Annotated in this window: 14 protein-coding genes; all 14 read left to right on the top strand. The window is 71.1% G+C overall.

The genetic code is table 11. From position 1 onward, the window contains the following. The first annotated feature begins 1 nt into the window (after position 1). The 14 genes from ACW5DW_RS06485 (at position 2) to ACW5DW_RS06420 (ending at position 16157) form a co-directional block, all read left to right on the top strand. On the top strand, positions 2-691 hold the full coding sequence (locus ACW5DW_RS06485; RefSeq protein WP_457017940.1) for a hypothetical protein: 690 nt from the start codon (positions 2-4) through the stop codon (positions 689-691). Beyond that, the gene (locus ACW5DW_RS06480) at positions 688-2037 is read left to right on the top strand and encodes a DUF4255 domain-containing protein (RefSeq protein WP_457017939.1); all 1350 of its coding nucleotides are present in this window, start codon (positions 688-690) and stop codon (positions 2035-2037) included. The genes ACW5DW_RS06485 and ACW5DW_RS06480 overlap by 4 nt, the downstream gene beginning before the upstream one ends. After that, positions 2034-3962, top strand: a complete 1929-nt coding sequence (locus ACW5DW_RS06475; RefSeq protein WP_457017938.1) for an ATP-binding protein — start codon at positions 2034-2036, stop codon at positions 3960-3962. The genes ACW5DW_RS06480 and ACW5DW_RS06475 overlap by 4 nt, the downstream gene beginning before the upstream one ends. Before the next feature lie 322 nt (positions 3963-4284). Next, the gene (locus tag ACW5DW_RS06470) at positions 4285-4998 is read left to right on the top strand and encodes a hypothetical protein (RefSeq protein ID WP_457017937.1); all 714 of its coding nucleotides are present in this window, start codon (positions 4285-4287) and stop codon (positions 4996-4998) included. 1 nt (position 4999) lies between these two features. Then, positions 5000-5380: a hypothetical protein gene (locus tag ACW5DW_RS06465; RefSeq protein WP_457017936.1), complete on the top strand. Its 381-nt coding sequence runs from the start codon at positions 5000-5002 to the stop codon at positions 5378-5380. Beyond that, positions 5377-6039: a CIS tube protein gene (locus ACW5DW_RS06460; protein ID WP_457017935.1), complete on the top strand. Its 663-nt coding sequence runs from the start codon at positions 5377-5379 to the stop codon at positions 6037-6039. The genes ACW5DW_RS06465 and ACW5DW_RS06460 overlap by 4 nt, the downstream gene beginning before the upstream one ends. Positions 6040-6049: 10 nt before the next feature. After that, positions 6050-6394 (top strand): Base plate wedge protein 53, encoded by a 345-nt coding sequence (locus tag ACW5DW_RS06455; protein ID WP_457017934.1) that lies wholly within the window; start codon positions 6050-6052, stop codon positions 6392-6394. Positions 6395-6396: 2 nt separating this feature from the next. Then, on the top strand, positions 6397-7527 hold the full coding sequence (locus ACW5DW_RS06450) for a hypothetical protein (protein ID WP_457017933.1): 1131 nt from the start codon (positions 6397-6399) through the stop codon (positions 7525-7527). Then, positions 7524-8033, top strand: a complete 510-nt coding sequence (locus tag ACW5DW_RS06445; protein ID WP_457017932.1) for a phage baseplate assembly protein V — start codon at positions 7524-7526, stop codon at positions 8031-8033. The genes ACW5DW_RS06450 and ACW5DW_RS06445 overlap by 4 nt, the downstream gene beginning before the upstream one ends. Before the next feature lie 7 nt (positions 8034-8040). Then, positions 8041-8352 carry a hypothetical protein gene (locus tag ACW5DW_RS06440; RefSeq protein WP_457017931.1) on the top strand — a complete coding sequence of 104 codons (312 nt, stop codon included), beginning with the start codon at positions 8041-8043 and terminating at the stop codon, positions 8350-8352. 11 nt (positions 8353-8363) lie between these two features. Then, positions 8364-8732, top strand: a complete 369-nt coding sequence (locus ACW5DW_RS06435) for a GPW/gp25 family protein (protein WP_457017930.1) — start codon at positions 8364-8366, stop codon at positions 8730-8732. After that, positions 8729-11320: a putative baseplate assembly protein gene (locus ACW5DW_RS06430; protein WP_457017929.1), complete on the top strand. Its 2592-nt coding sequence runs from the start codon at positions 8729-8731 to the stop codon at positions 11318-11320. The genes ACW5DW_RS06435 and ACW5DW_RS06430 overlap by 4 nt, the downstream gene beginning before the upstream one ends. After that, on the top strand, positions 11317-14046 hold the full coding sequence (locus ACW5DW_RS06425) for a putative baseplate assembly protein (protein WP_457017928.1): 2730 nt from the start codon (positions 11317-11319) through the stop codon (positions 14044-14046). The genes ACW5DW_RS06430 and ACW5DW_RS06425 overlap by 4 nt, the downstream gene beginning before the upstream one ends. Further along, the gene (locus ACW5DW_RS06420; protein WP_457017927.1) at positions 14043-16157 is read left to right on the top strand and encodes a hypothetical protein; all 2115 of its coding nucleotides are present in this window, start codon (positions 14043-14045) and stop codon (positions 16155-16157) included. Before ACW5DW_RS06425 ends, ACW5DW_RS06420 begins: the two co-directional genes overlap by 4 nt. Positions 16158-16171: the final 14 nt, after the last annotated feature.

Here is a 16171-nt window from a genome sequence, read left to right as displayed (position 1 = left end):
CATGTCCGACTTCCTTCGCCTGCTCGCGCCACGCCACGCGGATGCACTGCGACCGGCGGCTCCGCTGCGTGCCCTGGCGGCGCCAATCGCGCCGATGGCCGACATGCAGGCGTCGACAGGCGAACCGGAGGCGCCCGGCATCGCAGCGCCCCGCCTGGATACGGCCAAGTCGCGAACCGCCGGGATGCAGGTGGAACATCCGCGAGCCGACGCGCTGCCCCACGGGACGCGCGGACGCATTGCCGCGACGGACTCCGCGCCGATCATCCCCGGCGTGGCGAGGCATCCGGCTGTCGATGCCATGCCCCTGGAATCCCCTGCCTTGCCCCGGAATGACAAGGCAGGGGCCCAAGACGCCCTGGCGCTCCGCTCCGTCGCGCCTGCGATCCAGCCTGCGCCCCACGACCACTCCACCATTGGGCCGCCCCCGGCGCAGCGCGCGCGCGCTGCGCCGCCCGCGCCGTTGCCGCGATCCATGCCGGAACAGCTGGCGGCACCGCTGTCGGCCACGACAGTCGCCCTGCTCGCCCCTGCCATGGCGCCCGCTGCGCCACCCGCGATCCACATCAGCATCGATCGCATCGAGGTGCGCGCCCCCGCGCAGCCGGCGAAGCAGCCCCCGCCTCGCCCGCGCGTCGTTCCAGAGCCGCAAAACCTGCACGACTACCTGCGCAGGAAGCCGTCGCCGTGAGTTCGCCGCTCGCCATCGGTGCGGTCAGCGCGGTGCTGCGCAACCTGCTCGACGACGCCATGATCACCAGCGTCGCGCCGGCGCTGGGCACGACGGTCACCGTCACCGCGGTGGCGCCCGACACGATCGACCTCGACGACGAACAGATGGCGCCGCGCCTGAACCTGTTCCTGCACCAGATCACGCCCAACGCCGGCTGGCGCAACGGCGCCCTGCCCTCGCGCAGCGGCGCCGGCGAGCGCCTTGCCAACGCGCCGCTCGCGCTCGACCTGCACTACCTGCTGACCGCCTACGGCCGCGCCGACTTCCAGGCCGAGATCCTGCTCGGCTATGCGATGCACGTGTTACACGAGCGGCCGTGGCTGGACCGCGCCTCGATCCGCGACGCGCTCTCGCCCGGCCCGCTCGAGCTGGGGATGTTCCCGCCGCAGGTCCAGGCGCTGTCGCAATCCGACCTCGCCGACCAGGTCGAAGCAATCAAGATCACGCCCGCCGCGCTAGGCATCGACGAGATGAGCAAGCTGTGGTCGGCGATCCAGACGCACTACCGGCCGTCCGCGGCCTACCAGGTGTCGGTGGTGCTGATCGAGGGCACGCGTCCCGGCGTTTCGCCGTTGCCGGTGCTCTCGCGCGGCCGGGTCGACCCGATCACCCAGCGCGATGGCGGCGTGCGCGTCAACCCGGACCTGCTGCCCGCCGTGCCCACGCTGTTCGCCGCCGAGCCACCGGGCAAGCACAGGAGCGCGCGGCTTGGTGACACCGTGGCCGTCACCGGCATCCGCCTCGCCGGTGCGACGCCGCGCGCGCGGCTCAGGCATCGGCTTCGCGAGACGCCCTTCGAGATCGACGTGGTGCTCGACACCGACGGTCGCGGATTCAGCCTCGAACTTCCCGACGACCTCGCCGCCCAGGCCGCACTCCCCGCCGGCCCGTGGCAGCTCAGCCTGGTGCTCACGCCAGCGGACGAACCGGCACCGCGCGAAACCAACGCGATCCCGCTGCTGCTCAGCGCACGACCGACGATCGAGGCGATCGGCGCGCCACTGAACCTGCCTGCGATCTCGATCGTGCGCAGCGCCGACCCGCCGCGGGTGCGCGTGACGCTCGCCTCGCAGCCGCGGGTGCGCCCGCAGCAGCAGGCCGTGCTGATGCTCGGCGCGCGCCAGTGCAGTGCCAATCCGCGGGCTGCAGACGGCGATCCGCTGGTGTTCGATTTCCCCACCACGCTGACAACGGGCGACCACTACCTGCGCCTGCGCGTGGACGGCATCGACAGCGAGCTGATCGTCATCGCGCCCGACCAGGCGCCGGTGTTCGACCCGGAACTCCAGGTCACCGTGCCATGAACGCCGAAGCCGGCATCATCGCCACCACCGACACATCCTGGGACGTGCGCAACCAGCGCTGGCTGGTCGCGCAGCTGGCGCGGCTGCGCGAACGGATCGAGGGCGGCACGGATGCGGGCGCCGCTCTGGCCAGCGGGGACGACACTGGCCTGGTACCGGCACTGCAGCATTGCGCAGAGCTGTTCGGGCTGAGCGGGTTCGAGCGCGACGTGCTGCTGCTGTGTGCCGGGGTGGCCCTGGACGCCACGTTCGCGCGTTCGGTGGCGCAGGCTTGTGGCCGCGCCGACGGGCAGCCGACGTTTCCGTTTGCGCTCGCGCTGCTCGAAGCCCCGCACTGGGACGCACTGTCTCCCCAGGCACCGCTGCGCTATTGGAGGCTGGTCCGCACGGACGGGCCAGTGCCCACGTCCGCGCCACTGCACATCGACGAACGCATGCTGCACTACCTGTGCGGCGTGACAGCGATCGACGAACGCCTCGACGGCATCGCCGAACTCGTCGCACCTCCGGCACCCGATGGCGAACCTGCGGCGTGGACCGGTGAGGTGGTCGCTGCGTTTTCCGGCGGGCGCGATTGCGTCCAGCTCGAGCGCGCAGGTGCCCCCGTCCTCCGCGACGACCTACTGCAGCTGCTCGCCGCGACACAGCGAAGCGCACTGTGCGTGTCCGAACTGCCCGAAGACGCCACGGCGCTCTGCCACACGCTGCGCCTCATCGACCGCGAGGCGGCATTGTCCGCCGCTCTGGTGGTACTGGACCCCGCCGTTCGGGCATGGCTGAATCGCATCCAATCGCAACTGCGCAGCCCGCTGATCATGATCGCGTCGGCCGAAGGCGCGGCTGGCGCGCCCCACGACAGCCATCTGCGCGTCGTGCAGCTGCCCGAGGCCACGCCTGTATCGCGCGCGCAGGATCTCGTCCATCGCGCCCGTCGTTTCGGTTCGACGCTTCCCGACGCCGTGCTGTGCGACGCGGTGTCCGACGCCTGCGAACAGTTCGCACCCGGCGTGCCCGGCGCCATGTACGACGCCGCGCGTGCCATTTCCGAAGCCGTCGATGCCGGCGAGGCGCGACGGATCGCGTGGGCAGCGCTGCGCGAGCACAGCCGGCAAGGCCTGGACCGTCTGGCGCAACGGATCGACGCCGCCACCACGCTCGACGACCTCGTCTTGCCGCCGGCGCAGGCCAACCTGCTTGGCGAAATCGGCCGCCAGCTGCTGCATCGTCGACGCGTCTACCGCGACTGGGGCTTCGCAGGCAAAGGCGCGCGCGGCCTCGGCATCGCCGCGCTGTTCACCGGCGAAAGCGGCACCGGCAAGACCATGGCCGCCGAGGCCATCGCCAATGCCGCCGGCCTCGACCTCTACCGGATCGACCTGGCCGGCACCGTCAGCAAGTACATCGGCGAGACCGAGAAGAACCTGCGGCGCATCTTCGACGCCGCCGAATCCAGCGGTGCCGTGCTGCTGTTCGACGAGGCCGACGCGCTGTTCGGCAAGCGCAGCGAAGTCAAGGACAGCCACGACCGCTACGCCAACATCGAGACCGCCTACCTGCTGCAGCGGATCGAGGCCTATCGCGGCCTCGCCATCCTCACCACCAACATGAAGAGCGCGATCGACAAGGCGTTCCTGCGCCGGATCCGTTTCGTCGTGCAGTTCCCGTTCCCCGACAAAACCGCGCGCGATGCGCTATGGCGGCGCCAGTTCCCGCCGCAGGCGCCGCTGGCGGACGACATCCGCTGGCCGTCGCTGGCGCGCATGCCCCTGGCCGGCGGCAACATCCGCTCGGTCGCGCTCAACGGGGCCTTCCTCGCCGCGCACGAGGACATGCCCATCGCGAACCGGCACCTGCTCGCCGCCGCGCATGCCGAGCTCGCCAAGCTGGAGCGCAGCCCAGGACCCAGTGCAGGAGGTGTCCAGTGAAACCGCTACCTCCCCAAACATCGATCCATCTCCACATCCGCCGGCTCACGCTGGAGGACGGGCTGGGGCTTACACGCCATCAGCTGGACTCGGCCCTGCGCTCGGCATTAGCGGGCCCGCCGCCAGTCGATGGACCGCCCTGCGGCCCGCAGGCAGGCCATGCGGTCGCCGAAGCCGTCGTCCGGGAAATCGCCCGTCGTCTCCAGAACCTGCGCCAGCACTTGTCTCCACGATCGCCCCCAGGAGTTCCGCCGTGAAAACCTGCCCCATCCAAGCCCCGGAACCCAGCCGGGCGCTCACACCGGCGATAGCCCGAAGGACGATGTCCGCCTATCACGCGATCACCCCCGACGCGCGTTCCGCCGACGAGCGTCCGCATCTCGATTTCGGCGCCGTGCCAATCAGGCGCAGCAGTTCTCCCGGAGGCGCCGACAGCGGCATCGCGATGTCAGACAGCGCCGGCGGCAGCCGCGCTCAGTCGCCTACACCTGCACCTGCGCCTGCGCCTGCCCCGGCGCCCGCGCCCGCGGCCGAGCCGACCCTATCCCTGTCCAACGACACCTATACCGATTCGGGAAACACCTCGCACAAGACCATCAAGTTCAATGTCGCCGTCCCAACAGGACGCGCAGCGGCGGACTACTGCCTGGTCAACAAGCTGCAAGGCCACCTGAAGAAGGCTGACGGCACCTACTGGAAAGTGAGCATGTACGGCTCGCCGGTCGACTTCAATTTCTCCTCCGAGCAGGTCGACTCGGTTGATGCTGACCCCGTGTACTGGAGTACCTCGTCATCGCGTCGCAACTACACCACTGAGTCGGGCGGCTTCAGTGCGACGGATGATCCCGGCCCCCCGGGGCATGCGTTTGCACCGGGAACTGAGGCCAAAGTCAAGTTCAAGATCGGCCTCTACCGCCTGGCGGACGTCCCGACCACGACCTCAGGCTCACTCGCGGCCAGCCCGATTCACGAGCTGCCGTGGCAATACTCAGTAGTTGCGTCTTCGTCCGGCAGCCTTTCGCACCCGAGCCTGTGAGATGCCCACCATGCCTCGCGCCGAACCTGGACCGCTGCTGGACGAGCTCAATCGCTGGGCTGCGTTGCGCGGGACCGACATCGCCGATTCTGGAGAGATCGGCGCACGGATCGCCACGCTGCTTGAGCAGTTGCATTCCTGCGGCGCGACCGTGGTCGAGCGAGAGGGCCGCTTCGTTCTTGAAGGGACGGAAGTGGAGCGTCTGCTCGCCGAACTCAATCACTGGGCTGGGCTTGCCGACCCGACCATCGCTGACACCGGTGAAATCGGCGCTCGCATCGGTGCGCTGATCACGGAGCTGCGCGGCCTCGGCGCCCGCTTGGAACTGCGCGACGGCCGCTACCACCTCATCGGCGATGATGCTCCGGGATCCCTGAGGTGAGCCTCTCGTCCTCCCCAAGACTCATCAAGGGCGGCCTGGTGATCCTGCCGCCGGGCGGCAATGGCGCGCCGACGCGCACCATCGCGCTGCAGTACAACCCCGACTCGCTCGCGCGCAGTTACCAGGTGCAGGGCACGGGTGGCGATGGCGACGGCCAGCGCGCGCAGCCGTTCCGGCTGAAGGGGCCGGCGATCGAGTCGATCAAGGTCGAAGCCGAGATCGACGCCACCGACCGACTGGAATCCCCCGACCAGCACGCCGAAACCGTCGAGCACGGCATCGGCCCGCAGCTGGCGGCGCTGGAATCGCTGGTGCATCCCTCGGCCGGCGAGCTGCAGGCGCTCGATGCGCTCGCGTCCAGTGGCGTGCTGGAGATCGTCCCGGCCGAGGCGCCGCTGGTGCTGTTCGTGTGGGGCCGCGACCGCATCGCACCTGTGCGGGTCACCGAGCTGTCGATCACCGAGGAGGCCTTCGACGCCGCGCTCAATCCAATCCGGGCCAGGGTCAGCATCGGCCTGCGCGTGCTGTCGAGCGATGACTACGGCTTCCGGCATCGCGGCGGCGCGCTGTTCCTCAACCACCTGCGTGCGCGCGAGGCGCTGGCGACGAAGTCGCCGAGCGCGACCCTGCAGGCCCTCGGCATCGACGCACTGCCATGAGGACGCGACCATGACCGATCCGATCCAGCTGTTGATCGACGCGGGCGCGATCCCCAGCGAACCCTTCGATCCGCTCAGCCGCTACCGCGGGGTCGCGCTGGCGCTGCATGTGCCCTTGAAAGGCGCGGAGCCGATCGCGCATGTCGCGCGCCGCTTCATCCCGCAGCGGCAATCGATCCCGGTCGCGGTCGAGGCCGTGGTGGCAGCGGTGGATCGCCCCGACCTGCTGGCCGCGCGCACGCTCGGCAGTCCCCTGTCGTACTGGCGCATCGCCGACGCGAACGCGGTGACCGATCCGTTCGAGTTGACCGACGTGCCCGGCGCGCGCGTCGCGATCCCCTCGGGAGGCACCTGAGCATGGATCCGCGCGGCATCAAGCTGGCGCTGCTGATGGGACCGGTGCCGGTCGCCGCCCCGCGCGAGGTCGTCGAGGCGCTGGTCTCGGCCAGGGTCGAGGCCGGCTCCGGCGACGCGCAGGGCGGCTTCGAGCTGACCTTCGAGCTGCCGGCGCGATCGCCGCTGCGCACGCTGTTCCTGCTCAGCGGCGGCGGTGGCGGGGTGCCGCTGATGCGCGTGGTGCTGGTGGTGACGATCAACGGCAGCGACGAAGTGATCGTCGACGGCATGGCGACCAACGTGAACACCGTGCCCGGCGAGGGTGGCGTGGGCCGGCTGGTGGTCAAGGGCAAGGACCTCTCGGCGCTGATGGACGTGATCGAGTTCCCGGGCCTGCCATTCCCGGCGATGCCGCCGTTCGCGCGGGTGCTGCTGATCCTCGCCAGGTACGCGGCGCTGGGCGTGATCCCGAAGGTGATCCCCGGCATCGCCGACGAGCCCCCGCTGCCGACCGACCGCATCCCCACCCAGCAGGGTTCGGACTACGCCTACGTCAAGCGCCTCGCCGACGAGGCCGGTTACGTGTTCTACCTCGAGCCGGGCCCCGCGCCAGGCACCAGCTTCGCCTACTGGGGGCCGGAGATCCGCGTCGGCGAGGCGCAGCCGGCGTTGACCACCGGCATGGACGCGATGACCAACGTCGAGCAGATCAGCTTCAACTTCGATCGCGAACGCAAGAAGATGCCGATCGTCTATTTCCAGGAAGACAACAGCAAGGTCGGCATCCCGGTGCCGATCCCCGACATCAGCCCGCTCAACCCACCGCTGGGCGCAGTTCCGCCGCTGCCGCCGAAGATCGAGAAGCTCACCGACACCGCGCACCTGAGCGTGGCCGGCGCGCTGGCCAGGGGGCTCGCGTTCGCGGGCCGCAACAGCGACTCGGTGTTCGGCACCGGCCAGCTCGACGTCGCCCGCTACGGCCGCCTGCTGAAGTCGCGGCGCCTGGTCGGCGTGCGCGGCGCCGGGCTGCCGTTCGACGGCCTCTACTACGTGCAGAGCGTCAGCCACCAGATCGAGCGCGGCTCCTACAAACAGGGCTTCTCGCTGGCGCGCAACGGCCTGGTGTCCACCGTCCCGGCGGTGCCGGTATGAGCGGCGGGCGCTTCTACGGCAAGTTCCGCGGCTCGGTGCGCAGCAACATCGATCCGCTGATGAAGGGCCGGCTGATGGTCGAGGTGCCGGACGTCGGCGGCAACCTGCTCAGCAGTTGGGCGATGCCCTGCCTGCCGGTGGCGGGCATGAACATGGGCATGTTCACCGTGCCGCCGATCGGCGCCGGCGTGTGGGTGGAGTTCGAGCGCGGCGATCCGGACTACCCGGTCTGGGTCGGCGGCTTCTATGCCGAGGCCGACGTACCGGTGATGGCGCGCATGGTGCCGCCGGGCGTCTCCGGCATCACCCTGCAGACGCTGGCGAAGAACGGCCTGGTCATCAGCGACGTGCCCGGCCCCACCGGCGGCATCCTGATCCAGACCAGCACCGGCGCGATGATCTCGGTCAGCGACACCGGGATCCTCATCTCAAACGGCAAGGGCGCGACGATCAACATGACCGGGCCGACCGTCGACATCAACCTCGGCGCGCTGACGGTGGTGTGAGATGCCGATGCCCATCCTCCACCTCGGCGCCACCGTCCTGTGCATGCACGCCGGCAACGCCGTGCCGACGATGCCGTTTCCGCGGGTGAGCGTGTCCGCGCAGCCGGTGGTGCAGGTGACGACGCCCTACGTCATCGCCGCCTGCACGCAGGCCAGCGTGCCGGCACCGTTCTGCGCCACCGGCCAATGGGTCGTCGGCGCGACACGCGTGCTGGCAGGCGGCTTGCCGGTCGCGATCGTCGGCGGCACCGCGCTGTGCGTGGCCACCGGCACCGGCATGCAGGCGGTCGCGACGCAGACCCGCGTGCTGGCGACCTGAGGAGCAGCCCGATGGCCCATCTCGACTTCCCCTATCGCCTCGACGGCCGCGGCCGCACCGCGCAGACCTTTGAGCCCGACCACGTGCGCGATCTGATCGAGCAGGTGCTGCTGACCGCGCCCGGTGAGCGCGTGATGCGTCCCGACTTCGGTGCTGGCCTGCTGCAGCTGGTGTTCGAACCCAACGGCATCGCGATCGCCGCCACCGCGCAGATGCTGGTGCAGGCTGCGCTGCAGCAGCACCTGTCGCATTTGATCGTGGTCGATGCGGTGCGGATCAACAACGACGACGGCGCCCTGCGCGTCGACATCGACTACCGCCTGCTGCGCGACGGGGCCAGCGCCCGCGCCAGCATCGACATTCCGGGAGACGGCGCATGAAGTACCACTGCTGCGATCCGCGCCGGCTCGAGGTGCTGCGCAGCTCCGGCAGCGCCAACGCGATCGACTTCCTCGAAGTGCTCGACCGCGCGGCGCGGTCCGGGGTGCCGCGCCAGCGCACGCTGTTGGTGCGCCTGCTGCACGCGGGCTTCAGCCTGTCGCCCGACAACCTGCGGATCAGCGGCGGCGAGCGCATCGCATCGGTCGGCATCGCCTGGTGCGCGGCGGCGGACGCACTTCCGGCGGAAGCCGAGCCCGGCCTGGGCGACGACCTCGACGACCCCGCGCGCACCCTGGTCATCCGCACCACCGGAGAAGGCGATTTCTCGCGCTATACCCTGTCGCTGGTTGCCAACTCGGGCACCGATGCCGCGCCCCCCGGCTTCGATCCGCTGCTGTCGCAGGTCGGGTTTTCCTTCAAGGTCGAATGCCCCTCCGATTTCGACTGCGCGCAAACGCTGCCCTGCCCGCCCGCGCCCGTCGCGTCGCCGGACATCGGCTACCTGGCGAAGGACTACCCCGGCTTCCGCAGGCTGATGCTCGACCGCATGGACCTGCTGGTGCCCGGCTGGCGCGAGCGTTCGGCGGCCGACCTCGGCGTCACCCTGGTCGAGCTGCTGGCCTACGCCGCCGACAACCTGTCCTACCGCCAGGACGCGATCGCCAACGAGGCCTATCTGGCCACGGCGCGCAGGCGCGTCTCGGTCCGACGCCATGCGCGGCTGGTCGACTACCACCTGCACGATGGCTGCAATGCGCGCGCCTGGGTCCACCTGCGGCTCGCCGAAGGCGCAGGCGATGTACGCCTGGCGCGCGGCAGCGTGCTGCTGAGCCGCGTCAGCGGACCAGGCAGCGTGATCGAACGCGGCAGCCGCGAGGAACGCGAGGCACGGGCGGCAGGCCCGGTCGTGTTCGAGACCGCCCATGCCGCGACGCTGCGCGCGTCCTGCAACCAAGCCACGTTCTACACCTGGGGCGACGCCGGCTGCTGCCTGCCGCGCGGCGCGACGGACGCCACCTTGCGCGACCATCCTCCGCTGCAGGTGGGCGACGTGCTGGTGTTGGTCGAAACCCGCAGCCCGACCACCCTGTCGGAAAGCGATGCCGACCGCAGCCATCGCTGGGCGGTGCGCCTGACCTCGGTCGAACACGGTGAGGATCCTTCAGGCGGATTGTTCGACGAGCCGCCGGCCGACGAGCCACGCGATGTCACGCGGATCGCATGGGATCCGGCCGATGCGCTGCCGTTTCCGCTGTGCCTCGGCGTCGAGGCGCATCCGGAGCTGCGCTTGGCGGTCGCCCTGGGCAACATCGTGCTGGCCGACCACGGCCACACGCTGCCGCCCGAACCACTGCCGCCCGTGCCCGATGCCGTGCGCCGGTACGCACCGGTCGCGCGCGGGGCGGACCGCTGCGGCGCGCGCGAAGCGGTACCCGTGCCGGTGCGCTACCGTCCCTGGCTCGCCCAGCTGCCGGTGACGCAGGGATTCGAGCTTGCCGGGCTGCTGGCCACGCCGCCGGGATCGGAGCAGGCGCCGTTCTGGCCGGCCAGCCAGCTGCTTGCGCTCGACGCAAGGCATGCGCTGGCGCAGATCGTGTTGCGCGAGGAGGACGAAGAGGCGCAGTCGCCCGGGTGGACTGCACGCCACGACCTGCTCGGCAGCGACGCCACCGCGCCCCATTTCGTGGTGGAGGCCGAGCACGATGGCCGCACGCGCCTGCGCTTCGGCGACGACCGCCACGGCGAGCGGCCCAACGCCGGCACCCGCTTCCACGCCCACTACCGCATCGGCAACGGCGTGGCCGGCAACATCGGTGCCGAGGCGCTCGCGCACCTGGTGTTCGATCCGGCGCTCTACGCCGACGATCCCTCGACCCTGCCCGACCCCGCCAGCATCGTCGGGATCCGCAATCCGATGCCGGCCGCCGGCGGCACCGCGCCCGAGGATGTCGAAGCCGCGCGCCGCGACGCGCCGCATGCCTTCCGCGTCCAGGAACGCGCGGTCACCGCCGCCGACTACGCCGCCGCCAGCGAGCGCAGCGCCGAGGTCGGACGTGCCGCGGCGACGTTCCGCTGGACCGGAAGCTGGTACAGCGTATTCGTCAGCGCCGATCGCCCGGGCGGCGCCGCGGTCGATGCGCCGTTCAAGTCGCGGCTGCGCCGCCACCTCGAACGCTTCCGCATGGCCGGCTACGACCTGGAGGTCGACACGCCGCGCATGGTGCCGCTCGACGTCGCCCTGCATGTCTGCGTCGCGCCCGGCTACTTCCGCAGCGACGTCCTCGCCGCCGTCGAGCGCGTCCTCGACGCGCGCACGCATGCCGACGGCAGCCTCGGCCTGTTCCACCCGGACCACTTCAGCTTCGGCGATCCGGTGCATCTGAGCGGCATCGTCGCCGCCGCGCAGGCGGTCGAGGGCGTAGCCGCGATTCGCATCGACCGCTTCCGCCGGCTCGTCAACGGCAGTGACGCTTCGCTGGACGAAGGCGTGATCCGGCTCGACCGGCTGGAGATCGCACAACTGGCGAACAACCCCAACTTCCGCGAGCGCGGCCGGCTTGCCCTGTCGGCGGGAGGCGGGCAATGAGCGCACTGGTCCCCAACGCGAAGGCCGGCGCGGTCGCGTCCGCCCCGGGCAGCGAGGCCTGCGGCTGCTGCGAAGGCATCGAAGCCGCCACGCCGCAGGCGCACGCAAACCGCCACGGGCTGGATGCGGTGGACTACCGCATCGGGCGCTACGACGACTTCCGATCGAGCCTCGTCGATGGGCTCTCGAGCTCCGGGTTCCCCGCGCTGTCGCGGCTGCTCACGCGCGATGCCGACGACTTCACGCTCGGCCTGGTCGATGCCTTCGCCTGCAGCGCCGACGTGCTCACCTTCTACCAGGAGCGGATCGCGCGGGAATCGTGGCTGCGCACCGCGACCGAGCGCGTGTCGCTGCAGGAAATGGGCAGGCTGATCGGCTACCGCCTGCGCCCGGGTATCGCCGCGGAGACCTGGCTTGCATTCACACTGGAGCCGCCGCGCGAGCCGCCGCCCAATGCGCCCCGGGAACCGGGCATGTTCGTCACCGGCATCCCCGCCGCAGTGACGCTGGCCGCCGGGCTCAAGGTCCAGAGCGTGCCCGGGCCCGACGAAAAGCCGCAGAGCTTCGAGACCGTGGAGGCCGTCGACGCGCGCGCGGAGTGGAGCGCGATGCGACCGCGGCTGTCGCGCCCGCGGCTGCCGGCGCAGGGTGATCGTTCGGCCTGGCTGCAGGGCGTCGCCACCGGGCTCAAGCCGGGCGATGCGCTGCTGGTGGTCGGCGCCGAGTTCGAGGCGAACCCCATGAGCAACCGCTGGGATTTCCGCATCCTCAGCGAGGTGCGGCCCGAGCCCGAACACGACCGCACCCGGGTGTCGTGGAAGCGCGGCCTGGGGTCGCTGTCGCCCGCGATGTCGCCCGCCGGCAACGACGTGCGCGTGTACGCACTGCGCCAGCGCGCCTCGGTCTTCGGGCACAACGCACCGATGTGGCGGACGATGCCGCAGGCGTTCCGCGATGCATACGAGGGCAAGTCGCCGAAGAGCGTGTTGCAGATCGCCGCGCACACGGCACGGGCTGCAGTTGGCCAGCCGATTCTCGGCGAGGCGAAGCCCGCGCTCGATCCCGACCGGTACGCGATCGGTTTCCCCCCCTGGCCGGACTTCGTGGTGTCGCCCGAAGGCGCGACCGCCAACGGCGGCCACGTCGACCTCGATGCTGCCTACCCCGCGATCGCGCCGGGCGGCTACGCCGTGCTGGCCTACGGCGCCTACGATGCGGCGAGCGAGCCAGCGCCGGGCGACACCTATGTCGAGCTGTACCGCGTCGACGGCGCCACCGAAGTCTCTCGCGACGAGTTCGCGCTGTCAGGCAAGTCGACCCGGTTGCGCCTGGCCGGGGACCAGTACGGCCGGTTCGTCGGCAGGGTCCGCGCGCTGAAGGTGTTCGCGCAATCGGAGGAACTGCGGCTGGCCGAGTATCCGGTCACGACCGCCGTGACCGGTGACGAAATCCCGGTCGCGGTGGCGCCGGCGGGCCTGGCGAAGGGGCGACGCATCATCGTGCAGGGCGTCGCGGCCGACGGGCGCCGTATCGTGCACCGCGCGTCCCTCACCGCACCGGCGCGTGCGCGCGATGGGTTTGCACTGCTCGACATCGCCCCGCCCCTGCCGCTCGCGCTGGCGCGCGAATCGGTCACCGTCGCAGCCAACGTGGCCCTGGCCCGTCACGGCGAAACCGTCGCCCAGGTGCTGGGCTCGGGCAGCGCCAGCGAACCGCACCAGCGCTTTGAACTCAAGCACGCACCGCTGACGTGGCGCTCCGCGGCGAACGAACTCGGCGCCGCCAGCGAGTTGACCGTCCGTGTCGGCGGCATCGAATGGCAGCAGCGCGACACCCTGCATGGCGCGGGCCCCGTCGACCACGCCTATACCCTGCGCAGCGACGAAGCCGGGCGCGACTGGCTGCAGTTCGGCGACGGAGAGCGCGGCGCGCGCCTGCCCAGCGGCAGCCAGAACGTGCGCGCCAGCTATCGCAAGGGCGTCGGCATCGAGGGCAATGTCCGCGCCGAATCGCTGACCCAGCTGATGACGCGTCCGCTCGGCCTCAAGGGTGCCGCCAATCCCGGCGCCGCGGAAGGCGGCACCGACCCGGAGCCGGCCGCGCAGGCGCGCAGTTCGATGCCACTGCGCACCCGCACCCTGGGACGGGTGGTCTCGCTGCTCGACTACGCCGACTTCGCGCGAGCCTACGCCGGCATCGCCAAGGCCAGCGCGCAGGTGCTGCAGCTGGCGCACGGCAACGTGGTCGCGATCACCGTCGCCGGCCAGGAGGGTGTCGTGATCGGCGAGACCAATCCGGTGTGGTCCAACCTGCGCGATGCGCTTGCAGCCAACGGCGACCCGCACGTGGGCATCCGGTTGATGGCGCACCAGGCCAGCACGTTCCACGTCGGCCTGCGGGTGAAGTGCCATCCCGACCACGAGGCTGGCGCGGTGCTCGCTGCGGTCGAGGCGACGCTGCGCGATGCGTTCTCGTTCGAGCGGCGCGAACTCGGGCAAGCGCTGCAGCAGTCGGAAGTGATTTCGGTGGCGCACGCCGTGCCGGGCGTGGTCGCGATCGACCTCGACCTGCTGTATGGCGGCACCGCGCCGCATGCGCAGACGCTGCGTTCGCGCCAGGTCCGGCTGCTGGCATCGCGGATGCGCGTGGCCGGCGGCCTGCCACGGCCGGCGGAGCTGCTGACCCTGCACCCCGGCCCACTGGCAAGACTGGAGGCGATGCCATGAGCCTCGACGCCGCCCGCCTGTACGCCCTGCTCCCGGCGATCCACCGCATCCGTGACGCGGCCGAAGGCGAACCGCTGCGCGACCTGGTGGCACTGTTCGCGCGCGAACTCGAGGCGCTGGAGGAGGATCTCGAGCAGCTCTACGACGACCAGTTCGTCGAGACCTGCGCCGACTGGGTGGTGCCCTACATCGGCGACCTGATCGGCTATCGCCCGCTCGCCGGCATCGACGCCGACGTGGCGTCGCCACGCGCCGAGGTCGCCAACACCATCGCCTACCGCCGCCGCAAGGGCACCGCGCTGATGCTGGAGCAACTGGCCGCCGACCTGACCGGCTGGCCGGCGCACGTGGCGGAGTTCTTCGAACAGCTCGCGACCACCCAGTACATGAAGCACCTGCGGCCCCACGCGCCCGCGACGGCCGACCTGCGCTCGCAGGCTGCGATGCGCGCGCTCGGCGGCGCCTTCAACACCACCGCCCACACGCCCGACATGCGGGGCCCGCAGGCGGGCGCGGACCGTGGCGGCGGACGCTACAACATCCCCAACATCGGCATCTTCCTGTGGCGGTTGCTGCCGCTGCCACTGAGCAGCGTGCCGCTGGTACCGCATCCGGGCGATGCCTCCGGCACGCGGTTCCGGCTCAACCCGCTCGGGGCCGACCTCGCGCTGTTCCGGCGACCGCGCAGCGAAGCGTCGATCGCGACGCTGAGCGCGCCGTCGCACGTGGCCGCGCCACTGGACGTGCGTGGGATGGCCGCGGCGGTGCGCGCAACCCAGGCGCTGCCCGCGGATGCGCAGGCGGCCGCCGACGATGACGACTACGGCCCCGGTGAAAGCCTCGTGCTGCTGCGACCCGGCGCGGAAGCGGGCAGCTGGCAGCCGGTGCCGGTGGCTCAGATCGTCGTCGCCGACCTGCGCGATGTCGGCGGCGGCGGCTGGAACCACCAGGACGCGGTGCCGGATGGCGTGATCGCGATCGATCCGGAGCGCGGCCGCATCGTGCTGGGCGCCGATGTCGAACTGCCGCTGCGCGCCAGCTTCCACTACGGCTTCGCACGCAGGATCGGCGGCGGCGAGTACGAACGCGTGCCGGATGGCGAGACGCTCGTGCCGCAGCAGACAGCGTCTGACGCCGAAGACCTGCAGCCGCACCTCGACGCGATCGCCGGCGGCGGCCGCCTGCTGATCGGCGACAGCCTCGGCTACGCGGCCCCACCGCAGTTCCAGGTGGATGCGCCGGCGAATCCCGACGCATCCGCCACCGTCGTCGTCGCCGCGCGCAACAGCGCACGCCCGCTGCTGGTGGCCACGGGCGATATCACCCTCGACATCGGCGCGGCCGCGCAGCTGGTGCTCGAAGGCCTGGTCCTCTCCGGCGGCGCGCTGGTGCTGCCCGCCGCCGCGGACGACGCCCGCCGCACCCTGGTCCTGCGCCACTGCACCCTGGTGCCCGGGATCTCCCTGTTGCCCGATGGCAGCGCCGATTCGCCCGATGCGCCGAGCCTGGTGATCGAGCACCCGTTCGCCAGCGTCCGCCTCGAACACTGCATCACCGGCGGCCTGCGCGCGGCGGCCGGCGCCGAGGTGGAGATCGTCGACAGCATCGTCGACGCCGGGGCGCCCGCCTCGGTCGCATATGCCGCGCCCGATGGCGCAGGCGCGGGCGGCACCCTGATGGTGCGCGGCAGCACGATCGTTGGCAAGCTGCATGCGCGCATCATCGAACTGGCCTCGGACACGATCTTCCACGCCGCGCTCGCCGAAGGCGACGACTGGATCGCACCGGTGCGCGCGCAGCGCACCCAGCAGGGCTGCGTGCGCTTCTGCTGGTTGCCGCCCGATTCGATCGCGCCGCGCCGCTACCGTTGCCTGCCCGACGATGCCCATCCCGGCGTGCGCCCGCACTTCAACGCGCTGCGCTACGGGCAGCGCGCCTACATGCAGCTGCGCGCGAGCACGCCCGCCGCGATCCTGCGCGGCGCCAGCGACGAAGGCGAGATCGGCGTGATGCACGCGCTCGCCCAGCCGCAGCGCGAAGCCAACCTGCACATCCGCCTCGACGAATACCTGCGCCACGGACTGGGCGCGGGGATCTTCCACGCCACCTGATCCTGTCCTCGAAT

The sequence above is a fragment of the Luteimonas sp. A482 genome (assembly GCF_054072655.1).
The sequence above is the reverse complement of the archived record's forward strand: the minus strand, read 5'-3'. Positions and strand labels throughout refer to the sequence as shown.